General features: G+C 35.6%; 22 protein-coding genes and 1 other annotated feature. Of the genes, 16 read left to right on the forward strand and 6 right to left on the reverse strand.

Features of this window, described 5'->3' with window-relative positions; translation table 11 throughout:
* Window position 1 precedes the first annotated feature (1 nt).
* Window positions 2-1,441 (reverse strand): proline--tRNA ligase, encoded by a 1,440-nt coding sequence (proS, locus tag ACVWNY_RS16605; RefSeq protein WP_218325702.1) that lies wholly within the window; start codon window positions 1,439-1,441, stop codon window positions 2-4.
* Window positions 1,442-1,483: 42 nt separating this feature from the next.
* Window positions 1,484-1,679, reverse strand: a binding site (T-box leader).
* Between the two features lie 105 nt (window positions 1,680-1,784).
* Between proS and ACVWNY_RS16610 the strand changes: the two genes are divergently transcribed.
* The 3 genes from ACVWNY_RS16610 to ACVWNY_RS16620 all read left to right on the forward strand — a co-directional run bounded on the left by ACVWNY_RS16610 (window position 1,785) and on the right by ACVWNY_RS16620 (window position 3,508).
* A complete protein-coding gene (locus tag ACVWNY_RS16610; protein ID WP_454072011.1) occupies window positions 1,785-2,666 on the forward strand; it encodes a helix-turn-helix domain-containing protein in 882 nt (293 codons plus the stop codon).
* A gap of 103 nt (window positions 2,667-2,769) precedes the next feature.
* Window positions 2,770-3,168, forward strand: a complete 399-nt coding sequence (locus ACVWNY_RS16615; RefSeq protein ID WP_218325704.1) for a helix-turn-helix domain-containing protein — start codon at window positions 2,770-2,772, stop codon at window positions 3,166-3,168.
* 13 nt (window positions 3,169-3,181) lie between these two features.
* On the forward strand, window positions 3,182-3,508 hold the full coding sequence (locus ACVWNY_RS16620; protein ID WP_218325705.1) for a hypothetical protein: 327 nt from the start codon (window positions 3,182-3,184) through the stop codon (window positions 3,506-3,508).
* A gap of 188 nt (window positions 3,509-3,696) precedes the next feature.
* On the opposite strand, the gene ACVWNY_RS16625 is transcribed toward ACVWNY_RS16620, so the two are convergent.
* On the reverse strand, window positions 3,697-4,242 hold the full coding sequence (locus ACVWNY_RS16625; protein ID WP_454072012.1) for an SHOCT domain-containing protein: 546 nt from the start codon (window positions 4,240-4,242) through the stop codon (window positions 3,697-3,699).
* Window positions 4,243-4,407: 165 nt separating this feature from the next.
* On the opposite strand from ACVWNY_RS16625, the gene ACVWNY_RS16630 reads away from it, so the two are divergent.
* Window positions 4,408-5,508 carry a glycerol dehydrogenase gene (locus tag ACVWNY_RS16630; RefSeq protein ID WP_454072013.1) on the forward strand — a complete coding sequence of 367 codons (1,101 nt, stop codon included), beginning with the start codon at window positions 4,408-4,410 and terminating at the stop codon, window positions 5,506-5,508.
* Window positions 5,509-5,548: 40 nt separating this feature from the next.
* Here ACVWNY_RS16630 and ACVWNY_RS16635 read toward each other — a convergent pair whose 3' ends face one another.
* Complete coding sequence (locus ACVWNY_RS16635; RefSeq protein WP_218325708.1) at window positions 5,549-6,595, reverse strand: DUF975 family protein; 1,047 nt, start codon at window positions 6,593-6,595, stop codon at window positions 5,549-5,551.
* Between the two features lie 475 nt (window positions 6,596-7,070).
* On the opposite strand from ACVWNY_RS16635, the gene ACVWNY_RS16640 reads away from it, so the two are divergent.
* Together ACVWNY_RS16640 and ACVWNY_RS16645 are read left to right on the forward strand one after the other, a co-directional pair.
* Window positions 7,071-8,339, forward strand: a complete 1,269-nt coding sequence (locus ACVWNY_RS16640) for an MFS transporter (protein WP_218325709.1) — start codon at window positions 7,071-7,073, stop codon at window positions 8,337-8,339.
* A 12-nt stretch (window positions 8,340-8,351) separates the two neighbouring features.
* Window positions 8,352-9,548, forward strand: coding sequence for an amidohydrolase (locus ACVWNY_RS16645; protein ID WP_218325710.1), 1,197 nt, complete (start codon window positions 8,352-8,354; stop codon window positions 9,546-9,548).
* A 48-nt stretch (window positions 9,549-9,596) separates the two neighbouring features.
* Here ACVWNY_RS16645 and ACVWNY_RS16650 read toward each other — a convergent pair whose 3' ends face one another.
* Together ACVWNY_RS16650 and ACVWNY_RS16655 are read right to left on the reverse strand one after the other, a co-directional pair.
* Entirely contained in the window at window positions 9,597-9,971 is a 375-nt protein-coding gene (locus tag ACVWNY_RS16650) for a hypothetical protein (RefSeq protein ID WP_218325711.1), read from the reverse strand.
* Entirely contained in the window at window positions 9,968-10,174 is a 207-nt protein-coding gene (locus ACVWNY_RS16655; RefSeq protein ID WP_218325712.1) for a helix-turn-helix transcriptional regulator, read from the reverse strand. The genes ACVWNY_RS16650 and ACVWNY_RS16655 overlap by 4 nt, the downstream gene beginning before the upstream one ends.
* Window positions 10,175-10,329: 155 nt before the next feature.
* On the opposite strand from ACVWNY_RS16655, the gene ACVWNY_RS16660 reads away from it, so the two are divergent.
* The 9 genes from ACVWNY_RS16660 to ACVWNY_RS16700 all read left to right on the forward strand — a co-directional run bounded on the left by ACVWNY_RS16660 (window position 10,330) and on the right by ACVWNY_RS16700 (window position 17,379).
* On the forward strand, window positions 10,330-10,650 hold the full coding sequence (locus tag ACVWNY_RS16660; protein ID WP_218325713.1) for a DsrE/DsrF/TusD sulfur relay family protein: 321 nt from the start codon (window positions 10,330-10,332) through the stop codon (window positions 10,648-10,650).
* Between the two features lie 14 nt (window positions 10,651-10,664).
* Window positions 10,665-11,411, forward strand: a complete 747-nt coding sequence (locus tag ACVWNY_RS16665) for a sulfurtransferase (RefSeq protein WP_218325714.1) — start codon at window positions 10,665-10,667, stop codon at window positions 11,409-11,411.
* Window positions 11,412-11,568: 157 nt separating this feature from the next.
* The gene (locus ACVWNY_RS16670; protein ID WP_218325715.1) at window positions 11,569-12,369 is read left to right on the forward strand and encodes an SDR family oxidoreductase; all 801 of its coding nucleotides are present in this window, start codon (window positions 11,569-11,571) and stop codon (window positions 12,367-12,369) included.
* An 18-nt stretch (window positions 12,370-12,387) separates the two neighbouring features.
* Entirely contained in the window at window positions 12,388-14,238 is a 1,851-nt protein-coding gene (locus ACVWNY_RS16675) for a BglG family transcription antiterminator (RefSeq protein WP_218325716.1), read from the forward strand.
* Window positions 14,235-14,720 (forward strand): transcriptional regulator GutM, encoded by a 486-nt coding sequence (locus ACVWNY_RS16680; RefSeq protein ID WP_218325717.1) that lies wholly within the window; start codon window positions 14,235-14,237, stop codon window positions 14,718-14,720. The genes ACVWNY_RS16675 and ACVWNY_RS16680 overlap by 4 nt, the downstream gene beginning before the upstream one ends.
* Window positions 14,720-15,289 carry a PTS glucitol/sorbitol transporter subunit IIC gene (gene srlA, locus ACVWNY_RS16685; protein ID WP_218325718.1) on the forward strand — a complete coding sequence of 190 codons (570 nt, stop codon included), beginning with the start codon at window positions 14,720-14,722 and terminating at the stop codon, window positions 15,287-15,289. Before ACVWNY_RS16680 ends, srlA begins: the two co-directional genes overlap by 1 nt.
* Before the next feature lie 19 nt (window positions 15,290-15,308).
* Window positions 15,309-16,313, forward strand: coding sequence for a PTS glucitol/sorbitol transporter subunit IIB (gene srlE, locus ACVWNY_RS16690; protein ID WP_218325719.1), 1,005 nt, complete (start codon window positions 15,309-15,311; stop codon window positions 16,311-16,313).
* 11 nt (window positions 16,314-16,324) lie between these two features.
* A complete protein-coding gene (locus tag ACVWNY_RS16695; protein WP_218325720.1) occupies window positions 16,325-16,684 on the forward strand; it encodes a PTS glucitol/sorbitol transporter subunit IIA in 360 nt (119 codons plus the stop codon).
* Between the two features lie 17 nt (window positions 16,685-16,701).
* Window positions 16,702-17,379 carry a fructose-6-phosphate aldolase gene (locus tag ACVWNY_RS16700; protein ID WP_218325721.1) on the forward strand — a complete coding sequence of 226 codons (678 nt, stop codon included), beginning with the start codon at window positions 16,702-16,704 and terminating at the stop codon, window positions 17,377-17,379.
* A gap of 50 nt (window positions 17,380-17,429) precedes the next feature.
* On the opposite strand, the gene ACVWNY_RS16705 is transcribed toward ACVWNY_RS16700, so the two are convergent.
* The gene (locus ACVWNY_RS16705; RefSeq protein ID WP_218325722.1) at window positions 17,430-17,972 is read right to left on the reverse strand and encodes a DUF1697 domain-containing protein; all 543 of its coding nucleotides are present in this window, start codon (window positions 17,970-17,972) and stop codon (window positions 17,430-17,432) included.
* 127 nt (window positions 17,973-18,099) lie between these two features.
* Between ACVWNY_RS16705 and ACVWNY_RS16710 the strand changes: the two genes are divergently transcribed.
* Entirely contained in the window at window positions 18,100-18,963 is an 864-nt protein-coding gene (locus ACVWNY_RS16710; RefSeq protein ID WP_218325723.1) for an SAM hydrolase/SAM-dependent halogenase family protein, read from the forward strand.
* Window positions 18,964-19,017 lie beyond the last annotated feature (54 nt).

Here is a 19,017-nt window from a genome sequence, read left to right on the forward strand (position 1 = left end):
TTTAGTATGCCCGAGCAATCCAAACAGTATATTTTGCTGGCTTTCCACTGACTAAGTCAAATTCTTTTTCCACCGGTGCTTGAAAAGGAATAATGCGGGTTGTAAATCCTGTTTCAGCTTTTATGATTGCTTCTGTTTCTGTTGAACCATCCCATCCGATTAAAACAAATCCAGGTGTTTTTTTGGTTTCACGACAGTTTTTAATATGATCTTTTAACTCTTGGAGAGTCTGAATATTTGTGTATTCATTGCTTGTAGCACGTTGCCGGGCTTTTTCTAATAATCGTTGTTGCATGTCATTCATATACTTCTCAATGGTAGGTACTAATTGTTCTAAAGAAACGGTCTCTTTTTCTGTTAAGTCTCGCATTTTTAAAGTGATACTATTTTTAACCAGGTCTCGAGGCCCCAACTCCAATTGAACGACAGCACCTTTTTGTTCCCATTTATTAAATTTGAAACCGGCAGTATTATCAGAGTCATCTAAGCGAACACGAATTCCCACAGTCTTTAATTGCTCTTTAAGTTCATTTAATTTGGTTAAAATTTTTGGTTCTTTTTTATATGGACCGACTGGAATTAAAATTACTTGGGTTGGAGCAATCTTTGGTGGTAAAACCAAACCTTGCTCATCACCATGAACCATGATTAGTGAACCAATTAAACGAGTAGAAACTGCCCATGAGGTTGTATGGACCAACGTATGTTGATTTTTTTGATTTAAGAAACGAATATCAAATGCTTCTGCAAATTTCGTACCTAGGTAATGGGAGGTACCTGCTTGAACTGCTTTCCCATCTTGCATCATGGCCTCGACAGAATACGTGTCTACCGCTCCAGCAAAACGTTCTGAAGGTGTTTTTTTCCCTACGTAAACCGGGATGGCTAAAAATTTTTCTAGTAGCTCAACATAAAAGTTCAATACATGTAATGTTCTTTTCCTTGCATCTGCTTCGTTAGCATGGGCTGTATGTCCCTCATGCCACAAAAATTCTGATGTCCGTAAAAAGGGCAGTGTTTTCTTTTCCCAGCGAAAAACATTCGCCCATTGATTAATCTCATATGGTAAATCGCGATAAGATTTAATCCATTCATGAAAAGATTGCCCAATCATAGTTTCAGAAGTGGGGCGTAATGCGTACGGTTCTTCCAACTTTTCATTTCCAACTTCTGTTACCCATGGTAATTCTGGAGCAAAACCTTCAACGTGCTCTGCTTCTTTCATAAAATAGCTTTTAGGAATTAACATAGGAAAATAAACGTTTCGAATGTCTTCAGATTGTAAATAGCGATTAACTTCTTGCTGGATTCTCTCCCATAATTCAAAACCATCTGGACGAAAAACGATACAGCCTCGCACCTCCGAATAACTCATTAATTCTGCTTGTTGAATCGTTTGTAAATACCATTTTGAAAAATCCTCTGTTTGTAAATTGGTCATGTTTTTTCCTCCTTTGATAAAAAAAGCAAACTCGTCCTATAAAAAAAGGACGAATTTGCTTCGCGGTACCACCTTGATTGGTTGCCTGCAACCCAACTCAAATCTTTTAACGCAAGAATACGGACTAGTTTGCTAGCCAAAAATTTAGTAGGTTCAATTTGATTGATTATCGAATTCGCAGCAACATCGACTCTCTGAAAATCAATTCATATTTACTAAGCTAAATTAAATTGTTGAAGCTAGCTTATCAAGATTATACGTAAAAAAGTCAGATTATTTTCTCCAAAAATATAAAAATCTGCTCAAATTAAGTTATACTTGTTAAAAATTGGAGGTGCCTAAATTGGATAATCGTTTACATGAAGAAAATAAATATAAATATTCAACTTTTCCTTTCGAAATCTATCGCGTAAACCAATTTTCTATGACCCCTAAAGGTCGGGGATTTGATGATCTTCACTGGCACGAAGAGTTACAATTTACAATTGCTGAAAAGGGGCCTTTACGGATGCAAGTAAACGGTGAGCTAGTTTTTTTAGCAGAAGGTGAGGGATTATTTATTTCACCAGAAGTTCTACATACAACTAAAACGATGCAGACCGACGGCAGTTATTATAGCTTAAATGTCCAAACTAAAATTTTATCATTCTTTCTAGGAAGCTTAATGGAGCAAAAATATGTTTTACCTTACCTTAAGCAACAAAGATGGTTACATTTGAATCAAGGCGATCTTAGTCAGGAAAAAATTTTGTCTCAAATCAAACAGATTAATCAAATTTATTTAAATCAAAGCGATTTTGCTTGGGAATATCAAATTGCTGTTTTGTTAGTAAGCTGCTGGCAAGAAATTATTCAAGCTCAAGAACAGTTATCATTACCTGCGGATAAAAAACAGTTACAGCATCAGAAACGAATGCAATCGTTATTAAATTTTGTTCAAGAAAATTATATGCGAGAACTTCGGCTTTCTGAAATGGCTCAAGCAGCACACATTTCTATTTCTGAGTGTACGCGTTCTTTTAAAAAATTTACCGATTATTCGCCTTATGAATATTTGTTGCAGTATAGAATAAAAAAAGCCGCTGAAAAATTATTACAAACTGAGCTAACAGTTGAACAAATAGCTATTCAAACGGGTTTTAAAGATGCGTCTAGTTTTATTCAAGCATTTAAAAGGAGAGTAGGTTTAACGCCTTTAAAATATCGGAAAAATTACCAAAATTAACGATGTAAAAGCTTTTTTACGTACTTGGTAAAAGATTTTATCGTCATTAGCAAAGAAATTTGATTTAATAGAAGTGACAAATAATAGAAAATGAGGGTATCAGATGGAAGTTGGGATGCGCATTAAGCAACGACGAAACGAACTTCATTTAACGCAAGATGAAGTAGCGGAAGCGTTAGGAATTACTCGTCAAACCATTTCAAATTGGGAAAACGGACGCAGTTATCCTGACATTGAGCGAGTGATTCGTTTGTCGGAAATTTATCAGTTGTCATTAGACGAATTATTGAAAGGAGATGTTAAAATGGTCCATCATTTACAAGATAATACCAATGTGAATCGTTATTTAAAGCTATTTATTTTATTACTTGGCATCAATATTTTGTTGATGCTGTCGCTTTCATTTTTGGGTCCAATAAATGAAATTCTTTTATTTGGTATTTTTGCCTTGATTGGGATTAATTCTTTTTCCATCTTCTATCTGATTATTAAAAAAATTTAGGAGTGAGAAGTTTATGATTGAAGCAGTTTTCATAGTGTGTATCGGTGTGATTTTAGTCACTAGCGTCTTTCTATATTATTATTTGTACCAGTTAGTTTTATTAGATGCCAAAAGCCGCGACATTGCCCATCCGAAATTATGGTCATTATTTGCTACAAGTGGACAAAACAGCAGTGGTTTATTCTTATATTTATTTAAGCGACGAAAAACGACTAGCTTTTTGACAGCGGAGCAAAATTTAAAATTTCTAGGAATCAAACGTAAAATTTATTGCTTAATGGGATTGGAATTGGCAGTTTTTTTAATGATGTTAGCTAATTTGATTCGAGGAATAAGATAAATAGTTGTCACATTAGCTTTTTTTACAGATGAGTTATCCAAGCAAGGGTGTACTTACTTTCGTGGTTTAGTAATTTTTTGAAGGTAAGAATGAAGCTTTAGCTATATAACTTCTGGACAATTTGAAGCTGTTATAACTTTTGTCCCATTTTTTTCAATCAAAAAAGCACTTCGAAAAGTGCTTAAAAATTATAGTTTATCGAGAACTTTAGCTTTGGCGATCGCAAATTCTTCTTCCGTCAATAAGCCAGCTTCTTTTAGTTCAATTAGCTCTAAAATTTCTTTACTTAAATCTTTTACAGCTGGGGCTTTCGGAGTGGATTCTTCCACCGGATAAATTTTTTCAAAGACATTATTCGGTGAGGTCCCTTTTTTATACTCAGACAAGGCTAAAGCTGCACCGACAATTTTTAACACATTCATCGCTAAAATGGCACTGACTAGATAAAAAATATTCCAACCTTGTGACATCGGCACTTTTTTTAAACCTATATAAGCAACTACTTGAAAGGCCACAAATCCAACAACCACTAGAAACATCAAGACTGAGGTAAACATCATGGCACCTTGTGCATAATAATCGTAATAGTAATAACTATCCAGCATCATTCCCGATACAATAATTAGTCCGAATAAAAATGCCAAGATCCCGCAACCTGTACCAATCCACCAACTAATCGTCAAAATTGTTCGAGCGGTAGACTTAGGCAACTCTTCTTTTAAATCTTCTTTCATTTTTTCTCCTTCCAAACATCCTTTTGAAAACTTCATCTAAATATACCAGACTTAAGCTTAAATAGCTCATAAAAAAATCATCCGGACTTAAAATTATCCGTCTATTTGACATTATTTGATTAACTGGTACCATTCAGCTAAAGAAAAAAAGAGGAGCTATGATTTATGGATAAAATATTTGCTAGCCCATCTCGTTACGTACAAGGTGAGAATGCTTTAAAAAGAAGTCCAGCTTATTTAAAAGAATTGGGTCAGAAAGTTTTAATTATCACTGATGAGATGGTTTGGAAGATTGTCGGAGCAACGCTGGCAGAAGATTTAACTAACCAGCAGTTTGACGTGGCAAAGGAAATTTTTCAAGGTGAAAGTTCTTTAAAAGAAATTGAACGGATGACTATGACTGCTAAAGATGCATCGGTTGAAGTAGTCATTGGCTTAGGTGGAGGAAAAGCCATCGACGGTGCTAAAGCAGTAAGTAATCAACTGAATACTAAGCTAGCAATTTTTCCAACGAGCGCTTCGACTGACGCGCCTACATCGGCTATTTCAGTCATTTATTCTGAAGAGGGACATTTTGAAAAATACCTCCATTATCAGAAAAATCCTGATTTAGTTTTATTAGATACAGCTGTTATTAGTCAAGCTCCTGTTCGTTTGTTAAAATCTGGTATTGCAGATGGGATGGCAACTTGGATAGAAGCAGAAGCCGTCTTACAAAAAAATGGTGAGAATTTGTTAGGCGGTCGGCAATCGCTGGCGGCTTTAGCCATTGCAGAAAAATGCCAACAGGTTTTATTTGATAGTGGTTTTGCAGCTGTTGCAGCTAACGAAGCAAAAGTTGTTACAGAAGCTTTAGATGCGGTGATTGAAGCCAATACTTTATTAAGTGGAATTGGTTTTGAGAGCGGTGGTTTAGGTGCAGCACACGCGATTCATAATGGTTTTTCTGCGATTGCTGGCAACATTCATCAACTGACTCATGGAGAAAAAGTTGCCTATGGGACTTTGGTACAATTATTTTTAGAAAACCGACCTACAAATGAAATCGACAAATATATTGCTTTCTATCAGAAACTAGGTTTACCAACTACGTTAGAAGAAATGTATCTAGCAAAAGCGACAGAGGAAGAACTTTTAAAAATTGGAGAACTAGCAACCTCATTAAGTGATACGATTCAGCAAATGCCTTTTGAAATTACAGCAAAAGAAATTGCTGCAGCATTAAAAGCTGTTGATTTATATGTAAAAAAATTTGCCAATCAATAAAAAGAAAGCTGCGTAGAATTTTCTACGCAGCTTTCTTGAATTAAGCTACTTCAGCATTTTCAGCGCGAAGAGCTTTTTGTTTTTCGATATAAGCGTTATAAACTTTATCTAGAAAAGCAATTTCAGTTACTGTAGCATATGGTGTTACGTAAAAACTCATCCAGTTAACTCCCAGTGAGAAGAAAGCTGTAAAACCGGAAATAATATACCAAACTGAGAATGAAGCTAGTAAAATCCAATATTCTAATTTGTAACCGTCCATAATTTCACGACTTAAAGTAATCGCATCAGAGGCATCCAAGGTTGGGTGTTTCTCCAATAAATAATTTGTCATCGCATAAGAGGCCGTTTTGACTAAACCAGGAATGACGAATAATAATGACCATAAGAAAGTGAAGATTGCTACCATGACATTGGCTTTTAGTACTCGATTTTTTGAATGTTTGAACAAATAACTAAAGATTTTCACGCCATCGGCTTTTTGATCTCTTAAGGTATAGATGGCACACCATTGGAAAGTTGCGCGAATCAAAGCTTGCGCTAAGAACAATAGTAACCACATTACGATAAAGAAAATAAACCAAAAGAAAACAGAGGCGCCACTATAATAAGGAGAATAATAATTGCCGTAGTTACCATAATAATTGCTACCCAATGAATTGTACATGCCACCGTAGATAGCACCTTCTACAATATTGAACAAGCCAGACATCATCCGATTAATTGGCATCATCATTAGAAAAGTAATAACTGTGATAATAATGACTGACCAAAAAATACTCCAGAACCATTCACCAAAACGACCAGAAAGTTTTGTTTGAGCATATTTTTTTAATTCAGCTCGGGTAATATTTAAACCTTCGCTTTGCTCAATTTCCAACGCAACAGGTTCTTCCGGTTCCCCATTAATAAATTCTTCTTGCATTTTTTCTGAAACACTTTGTTTTGGAGTAGGTTGAATCAAAGGCTCATTATTATTTTCTTCAGCCGCTGGTTCACTTTCAACGCCCTCCAAATCAAAACCACAGTTTGGGCAAAATTTTGCAACATCACTTACTTCTGCCCCACAATTTGGACAAAACTTCATGAACAGCACCACCTTTATTTTTTTTATTACCTCAATAGTATAACAAAAAATATTTTAATAATCTGTTTTTACTAAATCAAATTATAAAAAATACCAAAAACGATAATTTTTTTTATTAAATTAGTTCAGTAAAGTATTGTCGTAGAAATAATGAAAACGAAATCACAAAAACCTAAAAATAATTAAGAAAATCGACATTCCAAATAAGGAAGTTGAATAAATATTAAAAAAAACTATTGAAAAACTCATCAAAAAAAATGATTGTTCTTTAAAAGTTGTCAAGACACAAGGCTGATGTTAAATGAAAAGCAAGGATTCACCGTTTACTAGATAGCTCATTTATAAATATTAGAAATTTCTTGTATTTTTAGTCAAAAAAATACTTAAAATCACAAAAAAATAATTACGATAAACAACAAATTTGGGGTAAAATGAAAAAGAAATAAAATTTATGAGAGTACAAGGAGGAAAAAGAATGAGAAACAAGCCGATCTTTTATGGCTGGTGGATTGTCGCAGGCTGCGTAGTTATTACCGCAACAATTGTTCCATTAATCATGTCATTATCAGGAACTTACGCCTTGGCAGTCACCGAAGAATTGGGCATAAGTCGCAGTCAATTCATGATTGCAACGATGGTGGTCCAGATCACTGGAATTATTTTATCGCCACGGATTTCAAAATTAGTTGCTAGCGGTCAAATGAAACGGATGCAAGTGATTGGTGTTATTGGTTTTGCTTTGAGTTACTGTACTTATTCTTTCGCGCAGAGTGCTTGGCATTTGTATCTATCTTCCATTTTTGTAGGAATATTTTATTGGATGTCAGCGATGATTCCAGTCAGTTACATGATTACTATGTGGTTTCAAGAAAAAAGAGGTTTAGCACTAAGTATCGCTATGGCTGGTATCGGTTTAGGCGGGACTATTTTATCTCAAGTGGTTAGCTTGCTGTTAAACAATTTTGGCTGGCGCTCGACTTATCAAATCATGGGAATGATTGCTTTAGTTTGTTCATTGCCGATTGTTTTATTTGTCTTCAAAAGCACACCGGCTGAAAAAGGGCTGGAACCTTATGGGGCTAATTTGGCAAAAAATCAACAATCTGAAGGAGCCAGAGAAGAAAATAATGATTCTCAGCTAACCGTCAAAGAGACTTACAGTAAAGCTTTCTTTTGGCTAGTCATGATGGGAATGTTCTTAAATGGATTGATAAATACCGGAGCATTATCGAATTTTCCAGCAGCGATTCAAGGAATGCACGATCCGGTAACAGCTGCCAATGTTATTTCGATTTATTCTTTCATGGGAATTTTCGGTAAAATTATTCTAGGTTGGGTTAATGATAAATTTGGTGTAGTTGTTAGTAGTTTCTTTGGTTGTGGGGCCTTTTTCTTGGCATTTATCTTAATGATTTTTGGTGATCAAAACATGGTGATTTACATGATGGGCTTTGTTTTTGGTTTAGGTACACCGATTGGCACTGTTTCACCGCCATTAGTTACCACAGCAGTTTTCGGAATCAAAAATTATCCAGAGGCTTATGGTTTGATTAATAGTACCGTTACGATCGGAATGGCAGTTGGCTCAGTCTTTGTGGCAAGTATTTTGGATTTGACAGGTTCATATCAAATTGCTTGGATTTTAATGGCTGTCTTTAGTGCTTTGACATTGTTTGGTTGGGTATCAGCATACTTAGGGTCACGGAAATATTTTAAAAATACAAATTTTGAAACTGTAGAATAGGAGGCTTTTAAGATGGATTTGAAACAAGAATTATTTGAAAAATTGCGGGCAAAAGAGGACCGCATGATCGAGATACGGCGTTATTTACATCAGCATCCGGAACTTTCTTTTAAAGAAGCTAAAACCGCCAAGTATATTGCTGATTTTTATCAAAATAAAGGTTTAGATGTGACGGTAGAAACTGATATTAATGGTGAACATGGTGTGATTGTTGAAATTGATTCTGGAAAACCCGGAAAAACTTTAGCGATTCGGGCTGATTTTGATGCATTGCCAATTCATGAAGAAACAGAATTGCCTTTTGCTTCAGAAAATCCTGGCGTTATGCATGCTTGTGGTCATGACGGACACACTGCTTATATGTTGGTATTGGCTGAAACTTTAGCTGAAATGAAAGATCAATTAGCTGGGAAAATTCGGGTCTTGCACCAACCAGCTGAAGAAACTCCTCCAGGCGGTGCTTTGGGAATGATTAAAGCTGGTTGTTTAGAGGGCGTTGACAATGTTGTGGGTATTCACGTTATGAGCAATTTTCCTTTTGGCAAAATATTTTATAAAGAAGGAGAAGTTCAAACGGGTCGTTCATTTTTCAAATTAACGATTAAAGGAACTGGTGGGCATGGTTCTTCACCCCATGAGGCTAATGATGCAATTGTTGCCGGTAGTTATTTTGTGACGATGGCTCAAACGATTATTTCTCGCCGAATCAATCCATTTGATATGGGTGTGGTAACAATCGGATCTTTTGATGGTAAGGGTTCTTTTAATGTCATCAAAGATCAAGTTGTTTTAGATGGAGATGTACGTGCAATGACTGAACGGGCGCGAAACACAATTGGGGAAGAAATTCATAAATTAGTCAAGGGCTTAGAAGTAGCGTATAGTGTAAAATGTGATTTAGAATACACGACTGATTATCCAGTTTTGTATAACGACCCGGCCTTTACTAGACAAGCCGCTAATATTTTACAAAATACTAAAATTGATCGCGTGACTGACGTGGTTGAGACTGCAGCAATCCCGCCTTCAGAAGATTTTGCTTATTACGCGGAAAAAGTTCCTAGTAGTTTTATCTATGTAGGAGCAGAAGTAGAGGATAAGGCGGTCTATCCTCATCATCATCCAAAATTTGATATCAATGAAAAATCATTATTGATTTGTGCAGAAGCAATGGGCGCCATTGTGGTGGATTATCTAACGGAAGCATAACAAAATGAACCGAGGAAATTCGTTATTAAGAATTTTCTCGGTTTTTCATCAATAATTTTTTTGATTCAATTTATTTAAGCGAATAATTCCTAAAATTAGTAGTACTAAAGAGAGAATTAATAGGCCTAATAGCAAGGGTTGATTTAATAGGTAGGTCGCTAAAATAGTAAAAGCCGCAGTAACGATTGAGCTATTTAATATAAGTAAAGAAGATGTATCCGTAATCATGGTATTTAATAAGCCATAATTAATTATCCAGCAAAGCTGTTGCGCCACATAAAAAGCAACAATCGCGAAAAAGGCATTCATTTCTCCGATCCCAGCTAAAAAAAGCATTAGTATAACCGTTGGCGCAACACTTCCCATCAAAACGTAATGGGCTCCAGTTCGTTGATTTCCCACTTGTCTTTCATCTTGTTTCATTTTTCTTCCTCCTCTTCAAAAATAAAAATTTCCTCAATTGTTTTACCGAAAATTTGTGCCAAATGATGGGCTAGATGAATCGAAGGATTATAGCGATCAGTTTCCAAAAAATAAATCGTTTGCCGGGAAACACCGACAAGACTTGCTAATTCTTCCCGACTCATTTTACGTTTTTCTCGTTCTGCTTGGACAATATTTTTCATAGGTTACTCCTTCGTTAAGTTAGCTTAACAACTTGCGTTAAGTATACTTAACGAGATAGTTACTGTCAAATTTTTTTATAGTATAATAAAGAAGAAAATGGAAAATAAAAGTTTACTTTAATTTATTAAAGTTTACTTAAAAAGGAGAGAGCCAAATGAAACTAGGAATTATTTTAGAAACGAAAGAAGCGGAAAAAGCTTGGAATGCTTTTAGATTTGCAGTTACAGCTTTGAAAAAGGAGCATACGGTGAAATTATTTTTAATGGGTGAAGCAGTTGAAGTGGAAACCATCGCGACTGAACCCTACAATGTGGCGGATCAATTGGCACAATTTTTAGCAAATGATGGTGAAATTTTGGCTTGTGGCACCTGTTTACGTTCGAGAAATTTAGAGGATCAAACGGCTTGTCCAATTTCAACTATGGTGGATTGTGTCGAATTAGTAGAATGGGCAGATAAAACAGTCACCTTTTAGAATAGGAGAAATATATGGATTTTTTGATAGATGCAAAAGATTTAACCGACGAAATCTTGATAGACGCAAGAAGTTTGCCAGCTTTTGAAACCATTAAAGGAAGCATTGCTTTGAACTTTGAGACGGTAGCAGACAAGTCTCCAGCAGAATTATCGTCGATCTTCAGTGAAACTGGCCTAAATCTAAAAGATAAAATTGCCGTTTTCAATGACTTAACTACGGGTTTAGGTGATGATGCTCGGTTAGTTGAGATTATGAGGGCTTGCGACTTTGGACAGGTAAAAATCGTTGATGGTGGTTGGAATGCTTTATTAGCTGCAGGCTTTGAAACTGCTGAGGAAAATTCTTCACTACCAGCTAGCAAAATAATAATTGGCAGAGTTGAAAAAAGTCATTTTATCTCTAAAGAAGTCTTACTTGAAAATTATGGTCAATATAAAATTATCGATGTTCGTTCTCAAGCAGAATATGATGGGGCCATTTTATATGGGGAAGCTCAAGGAGGACACTTGCCGCAAGCCTGTTTAATTCTTTTTGAAAGCTTATTTCTACCAAATCAAAAGCTCCTTTCCAAAGAAAGCTTGCAAAAAATATTCACTGCTGGAGGTTTAAAGCCGCAAGATGAGATTGTTGTCTATTGTACAATTGGTGTACGGGCAGCCTATATGAGCTTAGTTTTACAAATGTTAGGCTTTGAAAGAGTAAAAAATTATCAGCAGGGCTTTTTAGAATGGAGTAAGCAAGAACAGGTTGAAAAATAATAAGTAATTTTAGCTAGTTAATTGATTAAGCCAATCAGTTAGCTAGTTTTTTTAATTAATACAAAGATTTTTTAAGCAGTAGAAAAATGATTGTATTAATTATTTCTAATAAACCCCTTACACTGAGTTCAGCAAAGAAATGTAAGGAGTGATTTGATTGGAAAATTGGTTAGCAATTGAGAACAAAATTATTATTGTCACCGGTGGTTCTTCAGGAATTGGTGAAGTAATTGTTGAGGAATTACTAGACGTTGGGGCAAAAGTAGCGAATTTTGATTTAAATGATAATCAGAAGAAACATGATAATTTATTATTTCTTCAAACGGATGTCTCTTCAAAAGAAAATGTTGAACAAGCTGTTGCAAAAGTAGTTGAAAGATTTGGCACGGTGGATGGTTTAGTCAATAATGCAGGCATTAATATCCCTAGGTTATTGGTGGATTCAAAAGAGCCTAACAGCATGTTTGAATTGACAGAGGAAAACTTTGATAAGATGGTGAGCATTAATCAAAAAAGTCTTTTTTTAGTTTCCCAAGCAGTGGGACGGATTTTAGTTGCTAAAAAAGATGGCGTAATAATCAATATGTCTTCAGAAAGTGGCTTAGAAGGTTCAGAAGGTCAAAGTATTTATGCAGCCACCAAAGCGGCGGCTAATAGTTTAACCCGTTCATGGGCCAAAGAGTTAGGCAAATCAAATATTCGTGTTGTAGGAATTGCACCTGGAATTATGGAAGCAACAGGCTTGCGAACGATCGCTTATGAAGAAGCTTTAGCTTATACAAGAGGAATCACAGTAGAGGATTTAAGGGCTGGTTATAGTAAGACAACTACGATTCCATTAGGACGTAGTGGAAAATTAAAAGAAGTAGCAGATTTAGTATGTTTTTACCTTTCGAATCGGGCCAGCTATATTACCGGAGTGACAACGAATATTGCCGGAGGTAAGACGAGAGGGTAAGTAAGGAGTGAAAATATCTTGCCTTTAATTGATCGTTGGTATCAAATATTACAATTTTTTATGGTTCATCCACAACTAACGATAGACGATTTGAAGAAAGCAACTGGTACAAGCAGTCAGACAATCAAAAACTCGATTCAGATGTTGAATGAACAAATTGCTGACGTGGCAGAAATTATCCAAACGGGGAATCAGTTCGAGTTAAATATCATAGATTTTGATGGTTTTGACTCAATTTTGACGGGAAGCTTGAAGGAAGAGACGGATTTCAATTCGCCATCTAAAAGAACAGCTTACATTATAGATCAACTGATTTTTTCTGAAAAGCACTTGTTGATTGATGATCTGTCAGAAAGTCTGGGTGTCAGTCGTGGCACAGTTAACAATGATTTAAAAAGTTTAAAAAAATTATTATTAAATTTTGAACTGAGATTGGAAGGTACACCCAATCGTGGTGTGAAATTGGTTGGTGATGAATTAAATATTCGGTTGCTTTATTCAAGTCAAGCATATGATTATTTTAGCCATGTTCCTTTGAAAAATGGTGTGGTAGAGCTGGCGAAAAAGCTAACTCTTTATTGGCAAATGGAAAGCAAGCATTTTTATTTTTGGCAAAAGGTGATTGATATTACCATCCAAAGAGTCAAAAATAAGCAGAGTCTGACGGAGCCCATCTCCCATTACATTAATACAGTTGAACGTAATCAATTGGTAGAAGAATTTATTGCTCAAATTGAAATTGATTATGGCATTTTATTAGGTCAATCTGATTTAGCTTTTTTGTTTTTTCCCATTAACCTGCATCATTTCGGGAAGAATGTTAGTCAGTTAAATGAATTAGAAGATATTTTTCAAGAAATGATGCACAAAATTCAACAAGTGATGATTGTTGATTTAGACCTTAAGCAAATGTATGAAAATGTCAAACAGCATTTATTATTTTTAATCAATCGCTTGGTTTTTCATATACAGCCAACTGATATTTTTCAAGATGAAATTGAAAAAAATTATCCTTTTGCTTATCAGCTGGCGTCAATCGGTATAGGTGTCTTGGAAAAACAAATCAATCGTACAGCTGGGAAGGCTGAAATCAGTTATTTAGCCATTTATTTTGAATTGATTTTAAGAAATGTCTCGCAAAATGATCAAAAAGAGGTAGCGATCGTCTGTACGACAGGTCGGGGAACGGCAGCTTTGATTAGGCGCCAAATTGAGAATGTTTTAGGGCCAGAGGTCAAGATTCAGCAATTTTTAGAGAACGAATATGAAAAAGTTGATTTAAATAAATTTTTTGCGGTGTTTACAACTATTCCTTTAAAACAAATTAATCCTAATGTACCAGTGATTCGCATCAGTAATCTTTTTAATGATGATTGGATACGTAGCGAATGGGAACGGGTGAATCATGAACAGTTAAGTAAGTTTGAACATGTTTTGTTTTATTTTAATCAAGTGAGTCAAAAGCAAAACTATCAAGAAATTTTAGTCCAACTGCTTAATCAATTTGAAGCTGAAGCAGTCGTTGATTTGGGCTTTGCTGAAAGGATATTTGAGCGGGAAGCCAAACACACTACGATTTTTAGTCAAGGAGTTGCTTTTCCTCATGCTATTTTAAAAAATAGTCAGAAAATTTTGTATTCAGTCACAATTTTACAAGAGCCGTTAATCACTGACGAAGGTGAAGTATCCGTCATTTTTTTAGTTGGCATACCGGAAGAAACGACTGAAGAAAACGAAAGCGAGTTACTAGTTTTATACGATCTTATTTTTGCCATTGCGGCTCGTCCAAATTACAAAAATGAATTATTGGGTTTGTCAAATGGTCTTGAGTTTAAAGCTTATTTAAAAAGGGAGGGATTAATCTCATGAGTTTTATGATGATTTTTGGGATATTTGCATTATCAGCCTATGGTTTACAAATTGTGTTTTCATTAAAACAAATCAAACATTTTAATCAAATTTATCGTCAATTGAGGCGAAAGGGGAAAGTCGCCATTGGTCGTCGCTCCGGTAAAGTAAAAGCAGGTACGATTATTATGTTTGCAGTAGACAATCAGGGGTTGGTGATTGATTGCTGGAAAATGCAAGGGATTTCAGTGGTTGCTAAATTTAAACAACTACCGGAATTTATCGGTGAAGATATTCATTATTTAGATAAATTTAATCCGATAGTTTATCAACAAAATAAATTGTTGATTCAAGCAATCGAGGACGCAAGAGAAATATATCTGCGGGTAGAAGCGGGCAATTATGTTGAAGAAAAACCCATGTCGCCACTTTCTGGATTAGTTTTACAAGCAAAAATATCAAAAATGAATCTTCAAAATAAATTAAGAGGAAGTGTTAAGTAATGGAATATGTAGTTAAATTTGCAGAAGGATTTATGAATTTGTTCCAAACAGGGGCGGAAACTTTTATTAGTTGGATGACTAGTATCGTTCCAGTAGTATTAATTTTGATGGTATTGATGAATACGATTATCGCCTTTTTAGGGGAAGAAAGAATGACTAAGATTGCCAAAGCATCTTCTAAAAATCCCTTGACACGTTATTTGATCTTACCCTTCTTAGCCGCTTTTATGCTAGGGAATCCGATGTCCTTTACTTTAGGACGCTTCATGCCAGAATTTTATAAGCCTAGCTATTATGCTTCATTAGCACAATTTTGTCATACTAGTAATGGGATTTTCCCTCATATTAATCCCGGTGAATTATTTGTTTGGTTAGGGATTGCACAAGGAATTACTACATTAGGATTAAACACAACAGAGCTTGCGATTCGTTACTTATTAGTTGGTTTAGTGATGAATGCATTAGGCGGCTGGGTAACAGATTTAACCACTGCTTATGTATGTAAGCAACAAGGAATTGAGTTAAGCAAGTCAGTTGAATTAACTGAAGGCAAAAAAGCTGCAGCATAAAAAATAAGGAGTGAAAATCATGGAATATAAAAGCATAAAAGTAACTAAAGGTTCAGGCGGATATGGTGGCCCATTAACGATTACACCGACAGCAGAAAAACATAAAGTTGTTTATATTACTGGTGGAGGAGAAAAACCGGCGATTGTAGATAAAATTGAAGAATTAACGGGAATGGAATCAGTTAATGGTTTTAAAACATCGATTCCAGATGAAGAAATCGCCTTAGCAATTGTCGATTGTGGAGGCACATTACGTTGTGGAATTTACCCTAAAAAAGGAATTCCGACAATCAATGTTTTGCCCACTGGAAAAAGCGGACCATTGGCACAATATATTAATGAAGATATTTATGTTTCTGCAGTTGGTCCTAATCAAATTCAAGCAACTGATGAAACGGCAGTAGTTGTTGAAGCCGTAGCAGATGAAAAAGAAAGCAATACCAGCACAGGAACTTATGATACGAGTAAAAAAATTACCCAACAAAAAGCTGAACAAGGAAGCTTTATTGCTAAAATCGGAATGGGTGCAGGTAAAGTCGTAGCGACATTTAACCAATCTGCCCGCGAAGGTGTTCAAACCATGATCAACACGGTTATTCCTTTTATGGCCTTCGTATCATTACTAATCGGAATTATTCAAGGATCAGGAATTGGCGATCTTTTTGCAAAAGTAATGTCACCTTTGGCAGGAAACGGTATTGGATTAGTTATTATTGGTTTCATATGTTCGCTACCATTTTTATCTCCACTTTTAGGACCTGGTGCGGTTATAGGACAAGTAATTGGCACTTTAATTGGTGTGGAAATTGGTCAAGGAAATATTCCGCCACATTTAGCATTGCCAGCACTATTTGCCATTAATACTCAAAATGCTTGTGATTTTATTCCAGTTGGTTTGGGATTAGAAGAAGCGAGTGCTGAAACAGTTGAAGTAGGTGTACCATCGGTTTTATATTCCCGCTTTTTAAATGGTGTGCCACGAGTAGCAGTTGCATGGTTAGCAAGCTTTGGATTGTATAGTTAGGAGAGAAATGTATGTCAGTATTTGAAACTGAAGTCACAAAGATTGGCCCAGAAGCCGAAATGTTTAGAGCAGAAAAAATGTTGATTTTATTTGGGGATAATGCCCCCGAGGGTTTAGCGGAGTATTGCTATAATATTGTAATGGCTAAAAGCGCTAGTGATATTACGACAGAAATGGTTTTAAATTTTGATGATAAATCTTATAAAATTACCGCAGTTGGTAATGTCGTTGACAAAAATTTAAATGAACTAGGACATATTACTGTAAAATTTACTGGTGAAATGGAGGCAGAAATGGCAGGAACCTTGTATGTTGAAGCCACCGAGATGCCTCAGCTAGCAATCGGTACAAAAATTTCTATTACAAAATAATTTTAGGAGCTGAAATGATGGAACTATTATTAGATACAGTTAATCTTGAACAGATTGAAAAATTAGTGGCGAGTATGCCAATCGCTGGTGTAACGTCTAACCCTTCGATTATTAAACAAGAAGGAAAAATCGATTTCTTTAATCATATGAAAAAAATTCGCGAAATCATTGGCTTTGAAAAAACGTTACATGTTCAAGTGGTAGCCACCAATTATGAAGGAATTTTGGCGGATGCCAAGGCCATTAAAGAAAAGATAGATCCTGAAGTCTATATTAAAATACCTATCAACGATGAAGGCTTACATGCAATAAAAACTTTAAAGGCTGAGGGCTATAACATTACAGGAACTGCTATGTATACTAAAATTCAAGGCTTATTGGCAATTAGTGCTGGTGCAGATTTTATCGCTCCATATTTTAATCGCATGGAAAACCAAAATATTGATTCATTTGATGTCTTAGCGGCTATGAGCCAAGAAATTGAACGAACTCAAGCGAAAACTAAAATTTTAGCAGCTAGCTTTAAAAATATTCGGCAAGTAACTGAAGCTTTTGAAGCTGGTGCGCAAGCAGCAACTGTCGGAACAGACATTGTTAAAACGGCATTTGCCATGCCATCCATCAATCAGGCTGTTGTAGATTTTAATGCCGACTGGGCTAGTATTTATGGTGACGTCACGATTGCAGAAATGTAGAAAGCTGTTGAAAAACTTCTCAGGTTTAGGAGTTTTTCAACAGTTTTTTTTCAGTCTTGACACAAAGTCATTAATTTTTTTACAGTATTGCTATTTCGAATCGTTACTTGATTGTTTACTTTTGAACTGGCTATTTTTGACCAACGGGCTTTGTTAAAAGTTTTTCGCGGAGCACTCCAATAAATGATGTTTTCACCAAAGTCGATTTGTTCATATTCAGGATTTATTTCACCAACCGCCGCTGAAACTTCATCAGTGGTAATTGGCGGAATTAAAAAAATAGCATAATGAATCGTTTCATCAGCCTGATCCCACCAATCTGGTGCATTTTTGAGGGTATCATTTATTTCAGTGTCGGTAACGATTGTGACAGGAATATTCAATTGAAATTCGTCTTGGATCAGTGTTTCAATTTGTTGAATCAAAGCTTTTTTATCGGTCATTGGACTACTAAAAATAATATTACCACTATTAATGTAAGTTTTGACTGATGAAAAGTTGGCATCCTCAAAAATCTTTTTTAATACAGGCATAGGGATTTTATTTTTGCCACCTACATTAATCCCTCTCAATAAAGCGATATATTTTTCCATTTTCCACCTCGGAATGCATTTATTTTTACCTTATTATAGCCTATTTTTGTGAGAAAGATTCTGATTGCTTTTTTTTAGTAAAAATTATAATATGATTGAGTGATTTAAAGAATTTAAGGAGGATTTTATGGGTAAATACTTAGTTTTACAAACAGATTTTGGATTAGGTGATGGAGCCGTTAGTGCAATGTACGGGGTCGCTCATATGGTGAGTGATGAAATTACCATCAATGATTTAACGCACGACATTCCTCCTTATGATATATGGACAGCTTCTTATCGTTTATATCAAACAGTTAAATACTGGCCGGCTGGGACTGTTTTTGTTTCAGTGGTGGATCCTGGCGTAGGGAGTCATCGCCGTAGTGTAGTAGCAAAAACAGCATATGGCCATTATATTATTACACCGGATAATGGTTCTTTGACACATATTCGGAATTACCAAGGAATTACCGAAGTCCGTAATTTAGACGAAGTGAAAAGTCGTCTGCCTCACTCAGAAGAGAGTCATACTTTCCATGGACGAGATATTTATGCCTATAATGGTGCTCGTTTAGCTAGTGGTGAAGTGACTTTTGAAGAACTAGGTGGCATTGTGCCGACGGATAGTATTGTTGAAGTTCCGTTAGTTGAAGCAAAATACGACGGTAAAATTTTCAGTGGTAGTATTGATGTCTTGGATGTTCGTTTTGGTTCATTGTGGACCAATATTCCGTTAGACTATTTCAAAGAAGCTAAAATTGATAGTGGTGATCGTCTGCAAGTGACGATTTATCATGACGGTAAAAAAGTTTATCAAAACATCATGCAATTTGTCCGTTCTTTTGCAGAAGTAGAAATTGGCGAGCCGTTAGTTTATGTTAATTCATTAATAAATATCGGAATTGCGGTTAATCAGGATTCTTTCTCTGATTTATACAATATCGGTACTGGGACTAGCTGGCAAATTGAGTTGCGTAAAGCAGCCAAAGTTATTTTCGAAGAAGATTAATCCTTTAAAGGATTGCTTGTGTTGGTGCGAACGTTTATTATATGAATGAAGCAG

It is taken from the genome of Enterococcus sp. JNUCC 77 (assembly GCF_054819945.1).